This is a genomic window from Palleronia rufa (genome assembly GCF_000743715.1).
In the GTDB taxonomy this organism is placed as follows: domain Bacteria; phylum Pseudomonadota; class Alphaproteobacteria; order Rhodobacterales; family Rhodobacteraceae; genus Palleronia; species Palleronia rufa.
In genome coordinates this window covers 128352-145200 of the sequence record NZ_JQEY01000006.1, presented here as the reverse complement: position 1 = coordinate 145200, position 16849 = coordinate 128352, and the positions used below count along the sequence as shown (strand labels likewise).

Below are 16849 nucleotides of genomic sequence, written 5' to 3'. Positions count from 1 at the left end.
GTACGCGCAGCGGCGTTTCGGGCGGGATCACCGGCGGCAGAGGGTAAGGCGGGGCGTCCGGCCGCAGACGTCCGGGAGGTCGCAGCCGGCCGGGCAGCGCCGCCCCGAACGCAGAAAAGCCGCCCCGATGCCGGAGCGGCTCACACACCTCAGGGCGTTGTCCTTCAGCCCTGGCGGGCCTTGAACCGGCGCTGCGTCTTGTTGATGACGTAGACGCGGCCCTTGCGGCGCACCACGCGGCAATCGCGGTGGCGGCTCTTCAGCGAACGAAGCGAGTTGCGCACCTTCATGTCGCTCTCTCCCATCTGTCGCGGCGCGGGGCTCGCGCCTTGTTGCAGTTCGGCCCCGGAGCGATCCGGGGCGGTGAGTTCGGCGGCGGTGGTGGGCGATACTGGGATCGAACCAGTGACCCCTTCGATGTCAACGAAGTGCTCTACCGCTGAGCTAATCGCCCGTCCGCCAATGTCCCGATCCGGCGCGGACACCGCCACGACGGACGGCGCGCGAAGCCGGAGCCTCGCGTCGGTGGGCGGTCTATAAAAGGTCGCGCCCACCTGTTCAAGGGCTTTCCGAGCGCCAGTTCCGGGGCTAGGAGAGACCGATGACCGACCCCGACGATCCCATGCGCGCCTACGATCTGCTGTTGCCGGACGGCCCGCACACGACCCCGTTCGTCTTCGCATCGCCCCATTCCGGGCGGGTCTATCCCCAGGCCCTGCTGACCCAATCGATGCTCTCCGCACATGACCTGCGCTCGTCCGAGGACGCCTATGTGGACCGGCTCTTCGCGTCCGCCCCGTCCCACGGCGCACCGCTTCTGGCCGCGCGCCTGCCGCGCGCCTGGCTCGACGTGAACCGCGCGGCGGATGAGCTTGACCCCGCGCTGATCGACGGCCAGCGCCGCGGGGCGCATAATCCCCGGGTGAGTTCCGGGCTGGGGGTCGTGCCGCGGGTCGTGTCCGCCGGGCGCACGATCTACGCGGGCAAGATCACGCAGGCCGATGCGCGGGCGCGGATCCGCGACGTGTGGCACCCATACCATGCCCGCCTGCAACAGCTTCTGGTGGATAGCCGCGTCCGGTTCGGTCAGGCGATCCTGCTCGACTGCCACTCGATGCCGCATGAGGCGCTGGACCAGGTGCGCGTCGCCGGCCGGCGTCCCGACATCGTCCTGGGCGATCGCTTCGGCGCCTCGGCGGAAACCGGCATCGTCGATCTGATCGAACAGGAGTTCACCCTCGCGGGCTTTACCGTGTCGCGCAACACGCCCTTCGCCGGTGCCTTCATCGCCCAGCACTACGGACGTCCCCGGTCGCATCAGCATGTGGTGCAGGTCGAACTCGACCGCTCGCTCTACATGGATGAGGCGACCGTGACGCCGCATTCCGATTTCGCGAACCTGCAGGCGCGGCTGACGGGGCTTGTGTCGCGGCTCTGCGCCTTCGGGCGGCCCGAAGAGTCCCTGGCCGCCGAATAGGCTAGGGCCGCAGCCAGTGCCACAGGCGCGCCTGCAAGGCCGCGATGGCGTCGGGCCGCGACAGGAACTTGGCCACCGGCATGAGCACCAGCGCCTGCCCTTCGGCCCCCAGCCTCAGGTCCGCCTGCGCGAGACCCTCCCACCGTGCCCCGAAGAACGCGACGCGGCGGCCGGCCGGCCCGTAGTCGCGCCGGTGGATCAGCCGCGCGGGATCCAGGGTCAACCCGGTCTCTTCCCGCGTTTCCCGGAGCACGGCGGCCACCGCGTCCTCATCGCCCTCGCGCCCGCCGCCGGGCAGGTCCCACAGGCCGGGAAAGGCGATGCCGGGGTCGTCGTCGCGCAGCAGCGCCACGATACGCGCGCCCGACAGAATCGCGACCTTGGCGCCCGTGATCGTCATCGCCTTTCCCCTGTCGGAGCACGCCTCACCCGCCTATCATGGCCCCATGCCGTCGCTTTGCCGAGACTGTCTGACCACATTCCAGGACGCGCCCCGCTGCCCGTCCTGCCGCAGCCCGCGCGTCGCCGCCCACCCGGAACTTCTGGACCTCAGCATCGCCCATATGGATTGCGATGCCTTCTACGCCAGCGTCGAAAAGCGCGACAATCCCGCCCTGCGCGACAAGCCGGTGATCGTCGGCGGCGGCACCCGCGGCGTGGTGACCACGGCGTGCTACATCGCGCGCATCAAGGGCGTGCGCTCGGCCATGCCGATGTTCCAGGCGCTCAGGCTCTGCCCCGAGGCAACGGTGGTGAAGCCCCGGTTCGAGGTCTATTCGGCCGTCTCGCGGCAGATCAGGGCGATGATGGACGACCTGACACCGGTGGTCGAGCCGCTGTCGCTCGACGAGGCGTTCATGGATCTCACCGGCACGGCACGGCTCCACGGCGCGCCGCCGGCGGTGATGCTGGCCCGTCTCACGGCGCGGATGCAGGCTGAGCTGGGGATCACCGGGTCCATCGGCCTCAGCCACAACAAGTTCCTGGCAAAGATCGCGTCGGATCTGGAGAAGCCGCGCGGCTTTTCGGTGATCGGCGCGGCGGAGACGATGGATTTCCTGGGGCCGCGGCCCGTGTCGCTGATCTGGGGCGTCGGCGCGGTCACCCGCGCGGCGCTGGAGCGCGCCGGGATCCGCACCTTCAACGACCTGCGCCGCTGGGACAGGCGTGACCTGGAGGACCGCTTCGGCGGCATGGGCGTCCGGCTCTGGCACCTGGCGCGGGGCGAGGATATGCGCCGCGTCACCGCCAATGCCCCCGTGAAGGGCGTGTCGAACGAAACCACGTTCCGCGCGGATACGGCCGACGCGGATGTGCTGGACGGTCATATCTGGCGCCTGTCGGAAAAAGTGTCCGGCCGGCTCAAGGCCAAGGGGATCGCCGGGCGGATCGTGACGCTCAAGCTCAAGCGGTCGAACCACAGTATCCTAACGCGGCGCGTATCGCTCCATGAGCCGACGCAGATCGCCGACCGGATCTACCGCACCGCGCGCGGGCTGTTCGAGCAGGTGGCGCGCGAGGGGCCGTTCCGCCTGCTGGGCGTCGGCGTGTCGGAGTTGGTCGGGGATACGGCCGCCGATCAGTCGGGCGATCTGCTGGACCCCCAGGCCGCAAGCCGGGCGGCCGCCGAACGCGCCGCCGACAGGATCCGCCAGCGCTGGGGCGACGCCGCGATCCTCAAGGGCCGGTCGCTGCGTTGAGGCGACGGCCGGGCGGGACGCGGGACGTGAACCCCCGGCGGCGGGGGGCGATGACGCGGCCCGGGTTCCAGGGCGATACGCACACCGGGGCGTCAGCGCTCCAGCCGCATGGACGGGGGGATGCGATCGACCCCGTCCAGCACCAGATCGGCCACCATCCGGGCGGCGGCGAAGTGGGTGCCGAAGCCGATCTTGAATCCGCCGTTGGCCACGAAATGTCCCGCGCGCCCCGGCCAGGCCCCCAACAGCGGCTGGCGCGACCGCGCACGGGGCCGCACCCCCGCCCAGCGCCGCAACACCGCGGCCTCCCGCAAAGCCGGAACCGCCGCGCGGGCGGCCGCGATGACGGCCTCAAGGCCCGCGTCGGTGGTGTCGGGACTATCGAACTCACGCTCGGTCGTGGACCCGATGCCAACCGTCCCGTCGGCATGGGGCACCATATGCACGCCACCGGTGTAGATCTGCGGCATGTCCGGCGCATGGTGTGAGAGCACCGCGCCCTGGCCTTTGATGCCGCGCCCGACCTCACGCCCCAGCGCGCGGGAAAGTGCCTCCAGCCCTGCCGCACCCGTGGCCCAGACCGTCGGCCCGCGATCCGGGGCGTCGTCCAGGACCGCCACGCCCCGCGCCCGGACTGCCGCGGCCAGGGCCAGCGTGGCCCGCGCGGGATGCAGCCGGGCGGACAGCGTGTCGTGGACCACCAGTCCGGTGGGCGACTCCGGCCCCCAGCCGGACGGCGCCGCGACCACCTCCCAGCGGAACGCGTCGCCCCAGTGCCGGTGGGCATCCGCCGCCCGGGCGCGCGCCCGGACGACGGCAGCATCGTCGGGCAGGGACTGGAGCCGCCCGGTCCGCGCGTAGCCGGAATCGCCGCCGCCGGCCTCTGCCACCTCGGCCCAGTACTCCGGCGCGGCCAGCAGCGTGTCGAGTTGCAGCGCCTTGATGTCGGACCAGTCGCCCGGGGTGTGGGGGGCAAGCGCACCGACCACGCCGCCGGAGGCACCGCCGGCCGGTCCCGCAGGATCGACGAGCCTCACCCGCGCGCCACGCGCCAGGCATTCCCAGGCGACCGACAGTCCGTAGATGCCCGCGCCCCGGATCGTCACGTCGCTTGCCATCACCCTGCCCCGCGCCTATCGCCCGCACGTCAACGGAGGTAGACCCCATGCCCGGCGATGACCAGAGCCACGACATCGACTGGCGGCACGGCGCCCCCGTCTCGCGGCTCTATGACGATCCGTTCCACTCGCTCCAGGACGGGCTGGCCGAGACGCGGCACACCTTCCTGTCCGGCAACGACCTGCCGGGACGGTTCCGGGACGGGTTCCACATCGCCGAGACGGGCTTCGGGACCGGGCTGAACCTGCTGGCCGCCTGGCACGCTTTCCGCGCCTCCGGCACATCGGGGCGGCTGCGCTTCACCAGCTTCGAGGCGCATCCCCTGTCTTTCGCGGACCTGCGCCGCGCCCAGCGGCAGTTTCCGGAACTGGCCACCCTATCGGCGGATTTTCTGGCCGCCTTCGACGGCCATGGCGCGGAACTGGCGGACCTTACGCTGACCGTTATCCCGGGGGACGCCGGCCGCACCCTGCCGGACTGGACCGAGAGGGCGGACGCATGGTACCTCGACGGGTTCGCGCCGGCCCGCAATCCCGCGCTCTGGTCGCCCGCCCTCATGGAGGAGGTCGCGCGCCACACTCGTCCGCGTGGCAGCTTCGCGACCTATACCGCCGCGGGTCACGTCCGCCGCGCGCTGCAGGCGGCGGGCTTCGACGTGACCCGTGCCCCGGGATACGGGCGCAAGCGCCACATGAGCCGGGGCCGCCTCAGATGACCGAGCAGGACACCGGGAAAGGCATCCGGCTCATGGTGCTGACGACGATGGTGTTCGCGTCGATGGACGCAATCTCTCGGCTTCTGGCGACGGAATACAACACCGTCATGGTGGTGATGATCCGCTACTGGTTCTTTGCACTGTTCGTGGTCGCCATGGCGTCCCGCGCGCCAGGTGGGCTGTCCGCCGCTGTACGAACGGAGCGGTTGGGGCTGCAGATCTTCCGGGGCGTTTTGCTGGCGGCAGAGGTCTGCATCATGGTGCTGGGTTTCGTGCTGCTGGGGCTGGTAGAGGCCCATGCCGTTCTGGCCTCTTACCCGCTGCTGATCGCCGCCCTCTCCGGCCCGGTCCTGGGCGAAAAGGTGGGTTGGCGGCGCTGGGCCGCCATTGCGGTGGGCTTCGTCGGCATCCTGGTGATCCTGCGCCCGGGCATCGCCGTCTTCTCGCCGGCCGCACTGGTGCCCCTTGCCGCCGCCTTAGCCTTCGCGCTCTACGGGCTGCTGACGCGCTACGTGGGCCGGACCGACAGCGCGGCGACGTCGTTCTTCTGGACCGGCGTGGCGGGAGCGGCGGTGCTGACGCCGCCCGGCCTTTGGCTCTGGGAGCCGATGGCCGGCCAGGACTGGCTGTGGATGGCCGCGCTCTGCGTGCTGGCAGCCGCGGGGCACTTCTTTCTCATCAAGGTCTACGAGATCGCGGAAGCCAGCGCGGTCCAGCCCTTCGCCTACCTGCAGCTGGTCTTTGCCAGCATGATCGGCGTGTTCCTTCTGGGTGAGACGCTGGAGCCCCTGACCGCGCTCGGAGCCGCCATCACCGTGTCGGCGGGCGTTTTCACGCTGGCCCGGAACCGGACCCGGGCCGGCCCGCCCTAGCCACGCCTTTCCGGTCGGCTCGGGCTTTCAGAGCCGCGGACGATCAGGGCTTGTAGCGCCTGAGCGTATCGCCGAACTCGATCTTGGGCTCGATCTCGAGACGCCTGGGCTCGGTCAGGGAGCCGTCGGCTCGGGCGGCGATGATCTTGGCCGCTTCCCGGCCCGTTGCCAGGCGACCCGCATCCATGGTCGCAAGCTTGCGCGGCAGACCGTCCAGCAACTCGGTGCCGTTGAAGCCGGCAAGACCCAGCCGCTGGGGGATCTCGATCCCCTGTTCCAGGCACCACAGCAGACCGCCCGCACCGATCATGTCGTTGGAGTAATAGAGAAAGTCCAGATCGGGGCTGCGCTCAAGGATGGTTCTCGTCATCTCCCGGCCCTTCTTCAGGGCCGAACCGCCGGAATAGAACTCCTGGTCGACGACCTCCCGGCCCGCCTTGGCCAGCGTGTCGGTGAACCCCTCGAACCGCTTTCTCGCCCGGTGGTCGAGCGGCATCTGCGTGCCCAGGAACCCGATCTGCTCGAACCCCTGCTTCAGGATCGCCTCGGCCATCAGCCGACCTGCGCGGCGCTGAGATATCCCGACCACCGAATCCACCGGTTCGCCATCCACGTCCATGATCTCGACCACCGGGACATCGGCGGCGCGGAGCATCCGGCGGCAGGTGTCGTTGTGCTCGATCCCGGCGATGATGACACCCGAGGGGCGCCAGGACAGCATCTCGTAGATCACCTTTTCCTCGCGCTCCGGACGGTAGTTCGTCACGCCGACAACGGGTTGCAGGTGGGTCTGGTCCAGCACGTCCGTTATGCCCGACAGGACCTCCGGAAACACCATGTTGGACAGGCTGGGGATGATGACGGCGACCAGGTTCACGCGGCTGGAGGCCAAGGCCCCCGCGATCTTGTTGGGCACGTAGCCCAGCTCCTTGGCCGCGGTCAGGACGCGCTCCCGCGTGGCCGCGCTGACGTCGCCCCGGTTGCGCAACACACGGCTCACGGTCATCTCGCTGACCCCCGAGGCTTCGGATACATCCCTGAGCGTCATCGGACGGCGGGGGGGTATCGGGTGATCGTTCATCGCGCGCTCCTTGGGGGGTCAGATAGGGATTAGCGCAAACATCCCCTTGTGGAAAGTGACTGTCCGACGCGGATCACTGCAGCACGTCGCGCAGGCTGTCGGCCAGCAGGCGGACGGCGGTGATCTGATTCACGTAGCCGGTATCGGGAATCCCCGCCGATTGCTGATAGCGGCGCAGGGCGGCCCGGGTCGCCTGGTCGAACTCTCCGTCCACGGCACCGGGGTCCAGCCTGAGGGCGGCCAGACGCTGCTCGACCGCGCGCCGGACCGCCGGGCTGAGGCCCAGCGCGTTTTCCGCGGCCTCCGCCTCTCTGTTCTGCGGGCGGGCGCGGTCAAGCTCCGCGATGGCGGCGCGGGCTTCTTCCGCGAAACGGCCGTTCGGGTATTCCCGCAGATAGGCACGGTAGCCTTGGGCGGTATTCTCGCGGCGGGTCAATTGCCAGCGGCGGCGTTCGCCTTGCGCGGTGCCGCCCCGCGCGGCGCGGGCATCGTCAAGGGCGGACAGTTCGGCGCGGGCGGTCTGTGCATGGGCGCCGTCCGGAAAACGGTCGAGGTAGCGCCGCAACTGCGCCTCGCTCCGGCTGTCGCCGAGCGAGGACCACAGCCGTTCGTCCTCTGCGCGCGTCTCCTCCCGGCGACGGGTTTCCTCTGCCTCCAGTTCGGCGGCGCGGGCGGCGCCCTGCTGGTCGAGACGGGCCAGCTGGTCGGCGGTGAGGTAACCGGTGGCGTCCAGCCCCTCACGGGACTGCCAGCCGCGGATCGCCGACCGCGTGCCAGAGCCGAAGATCCCGTCGATCCCGCGGGTGTCGTAGCCCAGAACCGACAGATCGCGCTGGACGTCCTGCCGGCCGGCCGGGTTGAGTCCAAGGGCGCTTTCGGCCCGCGCGGCGCGGGTTTCCGGCGTTTCGGTCAGACGGTCGATCCGGGCCTGCGCTTCGGTCGCGAAGCGGCCGCCGGGGTAGCGGTCAAGGTAGTTGCGATAGGCGGCCACGTCGTCCCGGTTCCGGGTGAGTTGCCAGTAATCCTCTTCGATATCGACCGGCTGTGCGGTTGCCTGTACCGGTTGCGGGGCGGCGGGTGCGTCCGGCAGGAACGAAAGCCCGGCCGGGGCGAAACCCGCAATCCGCAGGTCGTCCCCGGCGGCAGAGGCCAGCGCGGCCCCGGGCCGGGCCAGCACCTCGCGGGCGGCGCGGACCGCACCCCCGGCATCGGTGAGCATCAGCGTGACGCCCTGGGGCAGGTCCACGTCCGGGAACGCGCCTTCTTCCGGCGCGCCCAGGATCAGGACGGCGCGGCCCGGTCTGCGCGCGAGAAGTTCGGCCACGGCCGAGACCGGGATCCCCGCTGCGATACCGTCCACGGGACCGGTGCCCGGGGCCTCGACGGGCAGAAAGAAGGACTCGTTGCCGAAGTTCGCGAACCGGCCGACCAGAACAACGGCCTGCGCCTCAGCCGTACCGTCCGACAGGCCGCGCAGGCTGTCCAGAAGCGCCGCGCGCCCCGCGTTCCGCGCCACAGTGACGTCCACCCCCGCATCCGACAGCGCGTCGGCGGCATCGCCGATGCCGCCCGCCGCCGCCACCGGGTCGAGCGTGTCGTAGCTGTCGTTGCCGACCAGCAGCGCCGCCTCCCGCCCCAGGGCAGGCGCGGCCGATGCGGCCAGAAGAAATGCGGTAAGCAAGTGTCGCATGGGATGTCCTTTGGATGGAAAACGGCGCGGCAACGCCCCGTCAGGTATCGTAGCTGCGCCGGTCGTCGATGACCGTGCCGTCGCGCGGCAGGGTGCCGGGTTCGACAAGCTCGACGGTGCCGCGCAGTTTCAGCAGGTCGCGTACGCTGGCCTCGTACGCGGCGGGTGCGCCCGGCGCATCGGTCTCCAGCGCCACATGCATCGCGTCGGCTTCCGCCTCCCGGGTGACGGTCACCCGGGCGCGGGCAACCTCAGGGTGGTGGGCCACAAGCTCCGCCACCTGTTCCGGCCGCACGAACATGCCCTTGATCTTCGCGGTCTGGTCGGCACGGCCCATCCATCCCTTGATCCGCATGTTGGTCCGCCCGCAGGGGCTGGTCCCCTCCAGCACCGCCGACAGATCGCCGGTGGCGAAACGGATCAGCGGGTAGTCGGGGTTCAGCGTGGTGACGACGACCTCTCCGACCTCGCCCGGCTCCACCGGATTGCCGGTGCCGGGGGTCACGATCTCCACGACAACGCCATCGTCCACGATCAGACCCTCCATGGCGTCGCTCTCATAGGCGATGTTGCCCAGATCGGCCGTGGCGTAGCACTGCAGACAGGCAATTCCGCGATCGGCATAGAAGCCGCGCAGCGACGGGAAGAGCGCGCCGCCGGAGACGGCCGCGCGGGTGATGGCGGTCGCCACGCCCATGTCATCGGCTTTTTCGAGAACGACCTTGAGGTAATCGGGCGTCCCGGCATAGGCGGTCACCCCCAGATGGGCGGCGGCGCGGACCTGAAGCTCTGTCTGCCCGGTGCCGGCGGGCACGATCACGGCCCCGACCGCGCGGGCACCGGATTCGAACATCATCCCCGCCGGCGTCAGGTGGTAGCCAAAGCAGTTCTGCACCACGTCGCCGGGACCGATGCCGACGGCGCGCAGAAACCGCCCGAGGCGAAAGAAGTCGTCCGCCACCCGTCCGGGCTCATAGATCGGGCCGGGAGACTGGAAGAGATGGGTAAACGCCCCGAGATCGGCGGCATAGCCCCCGAGCGGAGGGGACGCCGCCTGTGCCGCGGCCAGATCGGCCTTGCGCATGACCGGCAGGCGCGACAACGCCGCGGGGTCGGTGATGCGTTCGACATCGACATCCGACAGGCCGGTATTGCCGCCCAGCGCCTGCGCACGCCGCAACTGCGCTGGCAGCGCCGTCGCCAGGTCGGCGGCGCGATCGTCGGCGCTGCGGAATTCGAGATCGTCGGTCATGGTCATCCCCCTCATGTGCCGTAGGTCATCGGTCAGGCAATCTCGGGCGGGATGTTATCGGATAGCGCCGCGGAGGCCACCCGATATGCATCGGCGCGGAACGCGAACGGTTCCGCGCCGCGTCGCCGCATCAGTTGGAGGTGGTGCTTCCACCGCCGGTCGCGTCCGTACCGGACTGGTCCATCGCGCCGGGGTCCATGCTGGTGTTCTCGCAGATCGTGATCAGCGCGACCACGGTCTCGCTCGGCATCGAGCCGGACGTGTCGCCAGCCGAGCTGCCCCCGGAGGACGACATGGCCGAACTGCCGCTGGAGGCCGCCGAAGACGAGCCGTCCGCCGACATGCCGGAGGAGCCATCCGTCGCCGTCGTGGACGGCATCTCCGTATCGGTGGTCGACCCGCCGCCGGTCGCGGAGCCCGTGGCCTCCGCCGAGCCGCCCGACGTATCGCCGCCGGACGACATGCTGGCGCTACCGGACGACCCCGAGACGCCCGACGCCGTCTTCAGAGCGTTGGCCTGGGTTTCCTGATCGGCGGCCGGCAGGGCCAGAAACTGCTCGCAGGTCACAGTGGCCATGCCGCTGGAATGAGACGCGGCGAAGGCACTTCCGGCGCCAAGGGACACGGCAACGGCGCTGATGGTTCCAAGAAGGATAGGTTTCATGATTGTTACTCCACAAAAGGCACCGGCGCAACGAATGGCCGATGACGCACAGTAAACGCGCAACTTGCGGATTTTGATCCGCGGAGACCGGGAAAGATCCGCGAAAAAATCGCCTCAGGACAGCCACCGTTTGCGGCGGCGGTAGGAGCGCGTGTCGCGGAACGATTTGCGCCCTTCGTCCGACATCCCAAGGTAGAATTCCTTTACGTCGGGGTTCTCGCGCAATTCCGCGGCATTGCCCTCCATCACGACGCGACCCGACTCCAGGATATAGCCCTGATGCGCGAACCGGAGCGCGACGTTGGTGTTCTGCTCCGCCAGCAGAAAGCTCACGCCCTCCTTCTCGTTGAGGTCCTTGACGATGGCGAAGATCTCCTCGACCAGCTGCGGGGCGAGGCCCATCGAGGGCTCGTCGAGCAGCACCGTCTCCGGGCGGGACATGAGCGCGCGACCGATGGCGCACATCTGCTGCTCACCACCGGACGTATAGCCCGCCTGGCTCTTCCGCCGCTCCTTGAGACGCGGGAAATAGGTATAGACCAGATCCAGGTCGTCCTCGACCTTGGCGCGCCCGTCGCCGCGGGTGTAGGCGCCGGTCATCAGGTTTTCCTCGACGGTAAGATGTTCGAAACAGTGGCGCCCCTCCATGACCTGGATGACGCCGCGCTTGACCATCTCCGCGGGGTTCGAATCGTCCACCCGTTCGCCCCGATAGACGATCGTCCCTTTCGTCACCTCTCCCCGCTCCGACTTCAGCAGGTTCGACACCGCCTTGAGCGTGGTGGTCTTGCCCGCCCCGTTCCCGCCCAGAAGCGCCGTGATCCCGCCCTTCCGGACCGACAGGCTGACGCCCTTCAGCACCAGGATGACCGAGTTGTAGATCACCTCTATGTTGGTGACGTCGAGCAGCTTGTCTGCGGGTCCGGGGACGGCCCGGACAAGGGTTTCGGTCTCGGCGGTACTCATGTCGCTTTCTCCTCATTGATCGCCGGCGCCGTAGCGTCCGGCGCGACGGGCCAGGTCCCGCGATGTCATCCAGTCAATCCTCGGCGCGGTCGCCGCGCGCCGGCCTTCGGCATAGAGCGCGCCGGTGATACATGCGTCGAACTGGCCGCCCTCTCCTTCGCCGGCGTCGAGACAGGCGGACAAGTCCATGTCGGGCGCGACCATGGCGCGCAGGGTCCAGTTCGGGCGCTCTTCCACGAACTCCACCACGTCCAGCACGGATTCGCGAAGCACCTCGTCCGCCAGGGTCAGCACAGAGCGTGCACCGAAACCGAAAAGCGTCCGCTTTACGGCGCCTTTCGGCGGGTCCAGCGCGCCGTTGACGATCAGCGTCGCCTCGACCTCCACGGGACGGCCGGAGGACCGCCCGCCGGCCAGGCGCCCGTTCTCGACCGAGGTCAGGAACACCTGGTCGCGCAGGCCGCCGTCGGCATAGAGCGCGCCTTCGATCTGGCGGGGCGGCATGAGGATCGGGATCGCGGCAGAGGCCAGAACGGCCTCTCGCAGGCAGGCGCCCTTGGCCTCGGGGCTCAGCGACGATGCGGCAAGCGCGCCCAGATCGAAGATTTCGGCGCGGCTGGTATCGAGGTTGACCGCCGACACGAAGAGCCGGTCGCCGGCCCGTTCCCGGGCGGCAAGGGCCTCCAGAAGATCGGGGGTGATGGAACGCGTCAACAGCCGTTCGAGCGGGGCCACGGATGCGATTGAGGGCGCGCCGAAGAGCAGCGAAGGGATACGCAGGCGATAGACGTCACTTTGATCCAGCCCGTCCCAGACGTCCAGCGCGCCGCCGAAGCGCGGCCCGGCATGAACCGCCGGCGCAAGGATCGCGCCGGCGCTGACCCCGGTGATGAGGTCGAAGCCGGGCCTGCCGCCGGGTCGGTCCGCCCAGCCGCGCAGGAACCCCGCACCGAACGCACCGTACTGCCCGCCCGCCGACAGCATCAGTACCTTCAGGCGGACCGGCCCGGCCGCGCCGGTGGCGGCCTCTGCGGCGACGGCCTCCGCGACGCGCGACTCCATCTGCCGGGCTCCGACGATCACCGTGCGGACGTCCGGTGCCGCCGGGCCGGTCGCGGATGGCAAGGTTTCCGCGGGCGCGACCCTCAGCGTACCGCCGCAGGACGTATCCGGCAGCTGCGCAGTGCCGCAACCGCCGAGAGCGAGAAGCATCAGCGCCGGCAGCAGGAACCGCGCGGCACGCGGGCGGCTCATGCCGCCCGCCCGGATGCTACGGCCGGCGGACAAGGGTCACTGGCACCGAAGCTCGATGTCGTTCTCTTCGGCATAAGCGAGGCTGTCCTCCTCCACCAGCCGCTGGATCAGCTCCTGGTCGGACTGGATGTAGTCGGTGAGCACCTCCCAGGTTCCGGTCTCGGCGTTCCACTGGTTGATCGCGGCCTTGCCGGATCCGCCGTGGTTCTCGCAACTCGCCGCGAAGGTGGGGCCGAAGCCGTCGAGCCCGAGTTCGGTCATCTTCTCGTCGGTCATCTCAAGCTGCTCCAGACCGTCGCGCATCTGCGCCGGCGTGATCGCGGCGGTGCCGTGGATCTCCTGCGCCTTCTTCGCCGCTTCGACGGCGATCATCGCGGCATAGAGCCCGCGGTTGTAAAGCACCGTTCCCTGCTGATCGCCCGCGCCGGCGGCCTTGCCGGTCGAGAACACGTATTGTTCGAGATCGTCGTAGATTGCGAAGTCGGCGCCGGCGGCGTGGAAGTTCAGCGCCTTGTAGCCGTCGGCGCGCGGTCCCGCCGGCTTGACGTCGTTCTCGGAGCCGGACCACCAGATGCCGATGAAGTTCTCCATGGGAAAGCGGATGTTGACCGCTTCCTGAACGGCGACCTGGTTCATCACGCCCCAACCCCACATCAGGATGTAGTCGGGCTTTTGCTGACGCACCTGCACCCAGGTAGATCGCTGCTCCTGGCCCGGCGCATCCACCGGCAGCTCCAGCAGTTCGAATCCATGCTTGGCGCTCAGCTCGGTCAGGGTGCGGATCGGCTCCTTGCCATAGGCGGAATTGTGATAGACCAGCCCGATCTTCTTGCCCGAAAGATCGCCGCCGTTCTCATCCAGCAGATATTTGATGGCGACAGAGGCACCGTCCCAATAGGTGGCGGGATAGTTGAAGATCCACTTGAACACCTTGCCGTTCGACGCCGATGTGCGCCCATAGCCCAGCGTGTGCATCGGGATGCCGTCGGCCGAGACGCGGGGGATCAACTGGTAGGTGATGCCCGTGGACAGGGGCTGGTACAGAAGCGCGCCCTCTCCCTTGGTGGATTCGTAGCATTCCACGCCCTTTTCGGTGTTATATCCGGTCTCGCATTCGATCATGTTGATCGTCTCGCCGCCGATGCCGCCGTCGCGCTCGTTGACCAGGGTGAAATAGTCGGCATAGCCGTCCGCGAAGGGAATGCCGTTGGCGGCGTAGGGCCCGGTGCGGTAGCTGAGGCTGGGGAACGTCAGTTCGGCCAAGGCCGGCGTCGCCAGCCCCACGGTAACCGCAAGTGCGGCGATGATCTTTTTCATTGTTTCCTCCCTTTGCACCCTCTTGGGGCGTCTTGATGATGGACCGCGCCGGGTCCGCCCTGACCGGACCCTAGTGCGGGAACGGCCAGATCCGCAATTTCTCCTTGGTGATCCGCCAGAGCTGCGCCAGTCCGTGCGGCTCGACGATGAGAAAGAAGACGATCAGTCCGCCGACGATCATCAGTTCCAGATGCGCGGCCAGGTCCGTGGGCCATCCCAGACCGCCGACCAGCAGGTTCTTCAGCAGGACCGGCAGCAGAACCATAAAGGCCGCGCCCAGGAACGAACCCAGGATCGAGCCGAGTCCACCGATGATGACCATGAAGAGTACCAGGAACGACTTGTCGATGCCGAACGCCTCACCCACCTCGACCGCGCCGAGGTAGACCGCGAAGAAGAGCGCGCCGGACACGCCGATGAAGAAGGACGACACGCCGAAGGCCGACAGCTTGGCGCGGAGCGGGTCGACCCCGATGATCTCTGCCGCGATGTCCATGTCGCGGATCGCCATCCACCGGCGTCCGATGGCGCCGCGCGTCAGGTTGCGGCAGATCCACGCGGACGCGAAGACGAACGCCAGGGTGAAGAGATAGGTCGCCCAGGCCTGGGTCTCCGGTCCGGTGATGCGAAAGCCCATCAGCGTACGCTCGGGCGCGCTGATCTGGCCCGAAGCCGAATAGTTGTAGAACCACGGCACCCGGTTGAAGAGCCAGACCAGGAAGAACTGCGCCGCAAGCGTGGCCACGGCCAGGTAGAACCCCTTGATCCTGAGCGATGGCAGACCGAAGAGCATCCCCACCGCGGCGGTGATGAGCCCCGACAGAATCACCAGAACGGCGATGTTGATGTCCGGGAACGCGGTCATCAGCTTGTAGCAACCGTAGGCGCCGACCGCCATGAAACCGCCGGTGCCAAGGCTGACCTGACCGCAATAGCCGGTCAGGATGTTCAACCCCAGAGCCGCGATGGCATAGATCAGAAGCGGCAGCAGGACCGCGTTCACCCAGTAGTCGTTGACCACGAAGGGCACGACGACCAGCGCCACCGCAACCAGCGCAACGTACGCCCTGCGGTCCAGTCGGATCGGAAAGGTCTGGCTGTCCTCGGCATAGCTCGACTTGAAGTCGCCCGCCTCACGATAGAGCATCTGTCGTCCTCTCTCTCATCCGTCCGCGTCGCCGTCGTCGGCCCGCCGCACCCGGCCCGCGGCCCAGAAGCACAGGCCGGCCAGGGCGAGTACCGCGACGACCCTGAGCCAGGGCACGCCGCCCGCCCCGATGCCGCGCGCCACGACCGCGATCACCACCGCGATGGCGAGCATCCCGATAAGGCTCAAGGTCTGGCTGACGATCCTCACCTCCGCCGCCCCGCCGCCGCTGCCTTGCCAACCGTTCTGCCCTGCATCACCCTTGTCCATGCCCATCCGCCGAAGGCACGATCGTTCGCCGAATGATCGCTACACCCGTTCGATGATCTTCTCGCCGAACAGCCCCTGGGGGCGGAACACCAGAAAGATCAGCGCCAGCACATAGGCGAACCAGTTTTCCGTCGCGCCGCCCACCAGCGGCCCCACAAGAAACTCGAAGAGTTTCTCCCCCACGCCGATGATCAGGCCGCCGACGATCGCGCCCGGGATCGACGTGAACCCGCCCAGCATGAGCACCGGCAGAGCCTTGAGCGCAATCAGGCTCAACGAGAACTGCACCCCGGACTTCGCCCCCCACATGACGCCGGCGACCAGCGCCACGAAGCCGGCGATGGACCACGTCAAGACCCAGATGAAGTTGAGCGATATCCCCACCGACAGCGCCGCCTGATGGTCGTCCGCCACGGCCCGGAGCGCGCGCCCCTGCTTGGTGTATTGCGAGAACGCGACCAGCCCGGTCACCAGGATCGCGGCGATGATCGCGGCCGAGATGTCCAGGTTGTCGATGTAGAAGCCATAGCCGAAGATATTGAACGTCGCCTCGTCGATCCAGCTGTTCAGCCCCTGGGGCAGGCCGACATCGAGCGTCTTGATCTCGGAACCCCACATCATGTCGCCCAGACCTTCCAGGAAATAGGCAAGGCCGATGGTCGCCATGAACAAGATGATCGGGTCCTGGTTGACCAGATGCCGCAGCACCAGCCAGTTCACGACGATCGCGAAAATCACCATGACGACCATGGTGATTAGAATCGCCGCGAGTGCCGGGACCGTCCAGCCGAAACCGTGGATGTTCGTGCCGAAGACCGCGTTGATCAGAGGCGCGAACGGAACCTGACCGTCCATGATCCCCACCAGCGTCAGTGCCGCAAAGAGCGCCATGACCCCCTGTGCGTAGTTGAAGATCCCCGATGCCTTGAAGATCAGCACGAAGCCCAGCGCCACCAGCGCATAGAGCACCCCTGCCATGAAGCCGTTCAGGACGACCTCCGTCGCGAAGAGTAGTTGATCCGGCATCAGGCCGCTCCTTGATGATCGGCGTGGGACGCTCGGATCGGACTACGCCCGCAGCGCATGGAAGAAAGGCCGCAGCGGACGGAAACCGTGCCGCTCCCGGCGCGGACGGGGTCGCCGGCGGGGACGGCCGTTGCGCGACCGTGATCCGGTGGGGCAGAGAAGGACCGGACACCAGCGGTCTTCGGGCCTTGGATGGCCAGGAGGTCTGCCCTGCAACGGCCGTCTCGGTCGGAAAGTACGGGCTGTGTTTGGGCGACGGGGCCGTTTCGATCGACGCCCACGGCGACCCACACGACCGC

General features: G+C 68.4%; 17 protein-coding genes and 1 tRNA gene. 5 read left to right on the top strand and 13 right to left on the bottom strand.

Annotation, left to right across the window (positions count from 1 at the left end; translation table 11 throughout):
* Nucleotides 1-164 precede the first annotated feature (164 nt).
* Together ykgO and KW83_RS10255 are read right to left on the bottom strand one after the other, a co-directional pair.
* On the bottom strand, nt 165-290 hold the full coding sequence (gene ykgO / locus KW83_RS10260; protein WP_028287243.1) for a type B 50S ribosomal protein L36: 126 nt from the start codon (nt 288-290) through the stop codon (nt 165-167).
* A gap of 89 nt (nt 291-379) precedes the next feature.
* A tRNA-Val gene (locus KW83_RS10255) sits at nt 380-454 on the bottom strand.
* Nucleotides 455-601: 147 nt separating this feature from the next.
* Between KW83_RS10255 and KW83_RS10250 the strand changes: the two genes are divergently transcribed.
* Entirely contained in the window at nt 602-1477 is an 876-nt protein-coding gene (locus KW83_RS10250; RefSeq protein WP_235191404.1) for an N-formylglutamate amidohydrolase, read from the top strand.
* Between the two features lies 1 nt (nt 1478).
* On the opposite strand, the gene KW83_RS10245 is transcribed toward KW83_RS10250, so the two are convergent.
* Complete coding sequence (locus KW83_RS10245; protein WP_036178115.1) at nt 1479-1877, bottom strand: NUDIX domain-containing protein; 399 nt, start codon at nt 1875-1877, stop codon at nt 1479-1481.
* Between the two features lie 46 nt (nt 1878-1923).
* Between KW83_RS10245 and KW83_RS10240 the strand changes: the two genes are divergently transcribed.
* A complete protein-coding gene (locus KW83_RS10240) occupies nt 1924-3177 on the top strand; it encodes a DNA polymerase IV (RefSeq protein ID WP_036178113.1) in 1254 nt (417 codons plus the stop codon).
* A 92-nt stretch (nt 3178-3269) separates the two neighbouring features.
* On the opposite strand, the gene KW83_RS10235 is transcribed toward KW83_RS10240, so the two are convergent.
* Nucleotides 3270-4295, bottom strand: coding sequence for an NAD(P)/FAD-dependent oxidoreductase (locus tag KW83_RS10235; protein WP_036178111.1), 1026 nt, complete (start codon nt 4293-4295; stop codon nt 3270-3272).
* Between the two features lie 47 nt (nt 4296-4342).
* Between KW83_RS10235 and mnmD the strand changes: the two genes are divergently transcribed.
* Both mnmD and KW83_RS10225 read left to right on the top strand, forming a co-directional pair.
* Entirely contained in the window at nt 4343-5011 is a 669-nt protein-coding gene (mnmD, locus tag KW83_RS10230) for a tRNA (5-methylaminomethyl-2-thiouridine)(34)-methyltransferase MnmD (protein ID WP_036178109.1), read from the top strand.
* Entirely contained in the window at nt 5008-5883 is an 876-nt protein-coding gene (locus KW83_RS10225) for a DMT family transporter (RefSeq protein WP_036178107.1), read from the top strand. Before mnmD ends, KW83_RS10225 begins: the two co-directional genes overlap by 4 nt.
* Nucleotides 5884-5926: 43 nt before the next feature.
* Here the strand turns inward: KW83_RS10225 and KW83_RS10220 are convergent, their stop codons facing one another.
* The 3 genes from KW83_RS10220 to KW83_RS10210 form a co-directional block, all read right to left on the bottom strand.
* Complete coding sequence (locus KW83_RS10220; RefSeq protein ID WP_036178105.1) at nt 5927-6964, bottom strand: LacI family DNA-binding transcriptional regulator; 1038 nt, start codon at nt 6962-6964, stop codon at nt 5927-5929.
* Between the two features lie 73 nt (nt 6965-7037).
* Nucleotides 7038-8654 carry a peptidoglycan-binding domain-containing protein gene (locus KW83_RS19170; RefSeq protein ID WP_051928426.1) on the bottom strand — a complete coding sequence of 539 codons (1617 nt, stop codon included), beginning with the start codon at nt 8652-8654 and terminating at the stop codon, nt 7038-7040.
* 40 nt (nt 8655-8694) lie between these two features.
* Entirely contained in the window at nt 8695-9912 is a 1218-nt protein-coding gene (locus tag KW83_RS10210) for a phenylacetate--CoA ligase family protein (RefSeq protein WP_152563563.1), read from the bottom strand.
* A 191-nt stretch (nt 9913-10103) separates the two neighbouring features.
* Here KW83_RS10210 and KW83_RS10205 point away from each other — a divergent pair, with 191 nt between their 5' ends.
* Nucleotides 10104-10436, top strand: coding sequence for a hypothetical protein (locus tag KW83_RS10205; RefSeq protein ID WP_152563559.1), 333 nt, complete (start codon nt 10104-10106; stop codon nt 10434-10436).
* A gap of 248 nt (nt 10437-10684) precedes the next feature.
* Here KW83_RS10205 and KW83_RS10200 read toward each other — a convergent pair whose 3' ends face one another.
* The 6 genes from KW83_RS10200 to KW83_RS10175 all read right to left on the bottom strand — a co-directional run bounded on the left by KW83_RS10200 (nt 10685) and on the right by KW83_RS10175 (nt 16550).
* The gene (locus KW83_RS10200; RefSeq protein ID WP_051928425.1) at nt 10685-11536 is read right to left on the bottom strand and encodes an ABC transporter ATP-binding protein; all 852 of its coding nucleotides are present in this window, start codon (nt 11534-11536) and stop codon (nt 10685-10687) included.
* Nucleotides 11537-11548: 12 nt separating this feature from the next.
* Nucleotides 11549-12790: a patatin-like phospholipase family protein gene (locus KW83_RS19165; RefSeq protein WP_051928424.1), complete on the bottom strand. Its 1242-nt coding sequence runs from the start codon at nt 12788-12790 to the stop codon at nt 11549-11551.
* A gap of 36 nt (nt 12791-12826) precedes the next feature.
* A complete protein-coding gene (locus KW83_RS10190) occupies nt 12827-14107 on the bottom strand; it encodes an ABC transporter substrate-binding protein (protein WP_036178099.1) in 1281 nt (426 codons plus the stop codon).
* Nucleotides 14108-14177: 70 nt separating this feature from the next.
* Nucleotides 14178-15254 (bottom strand): branched-chain amino acid ABC transporter permease, encoded by a 1077-nt coding sequence (locus KW83_RS10185; RefSeq protein ID WP_036178098.1) that lies wholly within the window; start codon nt 15252-15254, stop codon nt 14178-14180.
* Between the two features lie 15 nt (nt 15255-15269).
* Nucleotides 15270-15524 carry a hypothetical protein gene (locus KW83_RS10180; RefSeq protein ID WP_036178097.1) on the bottom strand — a complete coding sequence of 85 codons (255 nt, stop codon included), beginning with the start codon at nt 15522-15524 and terminating at the stop codon, nt 15270-15272.
* A gap of 39 nt (nt 15525-15563) precedes the next feature.
* Complete coding sequence (locus KW83_RS10175) at nt 15564-16550, bottom strand: branched-chain amino acid ABC transporter permease (RefSeq protein WP_036178096.1); 987 nt, start codon at nt 16548-16550, stop codon at nt 15564-15566.
* Nucleotides 16551-16849: the final 299 nt, after the last annotated feature.

What these genes read in the sequence shown, in the direction of transcription:
- KW83_RS10235 (WP_036178111.1), bottom strand. Translation starts at nt 4,295, where the DNA reads ATGGCAAGCGACGTGACGATCCGGGGCGCGGGCATCTACGGACTGTCG.
- KW83_RS10250 (WP_235191404.1), top strand. Translation starts at nt 602, where the DNA reads ATGACCGACCCCGACGATCCCATGCGCGCCTACGATCTGCTGTTGCCG.
- KW83_RS10210 (WP_152563563.1), bottom strand. Translation starts at nt 9,912, where the DNA reads ATGACCATGACCGACGATCTCGAATTCCGCAGCGCCGACGATCGCGCC.
- KW83_RS10180 (WP_036178097.1), bottom strand. Translation starts at nt 15,524, where the DNA reads ATGGACAAGGGTGATGCAGGGCAGAACGGTTGGCAAGGCAGCGGCGGC.
- KW83_RS10190 (WP_036178099.1), bottom strand. Translation starts at nt 14,107, where the DNA reads ATGAAAAAGATCATCGCCGCACTTGCGGTTACCGTGGGGCTGGCGACG.
- mnmD (WP_036178109.1), top strand. Translation starts at nt 4,343, where the DNA reads ATGCCCGGCGATGACCAGAGCCACGACATCGACTGGCGGCACGGCGCC.
- KW83_RS10185 (WP_036178098.1), bottom strand. Translation starts at nt 15,254, where the DNA reads ATGCTCTATCGTGAGGCGGGCGACTTCAAGTCGAGCTATGCCGAGGAC.
- KW83_RS10220 (WP_036178105.1), bottom strand. Translation starts at nt 6,964, where the DNA reads ATGAACGATCACCCGATACCCCCCCGCCGTCCGATGACGCTCAGGGAT.
- KW83_RS10225 (WP_036178107.1), top strand. Translation starts at nt 5,008, where the DNA reads ATGACCGAGCAGGACACCGGGAAAGGCATCCGGCTCATGGTGCTGACG.
- KW83_RS10205 (WP_152563559.1), top strand. Translation starts at nt 10,104, where the DNA reads ATGCTGGTGTTCTCGCAGATCGTGATCAGCGCGACCACGGTCTCGCTC.
- KW83_RS10175 (WP_036178096.1), bottom strand. Translation starts at nt 16,550, where the DNA reads ATGCCGGATCAACTACTCTTCGCGACGGAGGTCGTCCTGAACGGCTTC.
- KW83_RS10240 (WP_036178113.1), top strand. Translation starts at nt 1,924, where the DNA reads ATGCCGTCGCTTTGCCGAGACTGTCTGACCACATTCCAGGACGCGCCC.
- KW83_RS10200 (WP_051928425.1), bottom strand. Translation starts at nt 11,536, where the DNA reads ATGAGTACCGCCGAGACCGAAACCCTTGTCCGGGCCGTCCCCGGACCC.
- KW83_RS19165 (WP_051928424.1), bottom strand. Translation starts at nt 12,790, where the DNA reads ATGAGCCGCCCGCGTGCCGCGCGGTTCCTGCTGCCGGCGCTGATGCTT.
- ykgO (WP_028287243.1), bottom strand. Translation starts at nt 290, where the DNA reads ATGAAGGTGCGCAACTCGCTTCGTTCGCTGAAGAGCCGCCACCGCGAT.
- KW83_RS19170 (WP_051928426.1), bottom strand. Translation starts at nt 8,654, where the DNA reads ATGCGACACTTGCTTACCGCATTTCTTCTGGCCGCATCGGCCGCGCCT.
- KW83_RS10245 (WP_036178115.1), bottom strand. Translation starts at nt 1,877, where the DNA reads ATGACGATCACGGGCGCCAAGGTCGCGATTCTGTCGGGCGCGCGTATC.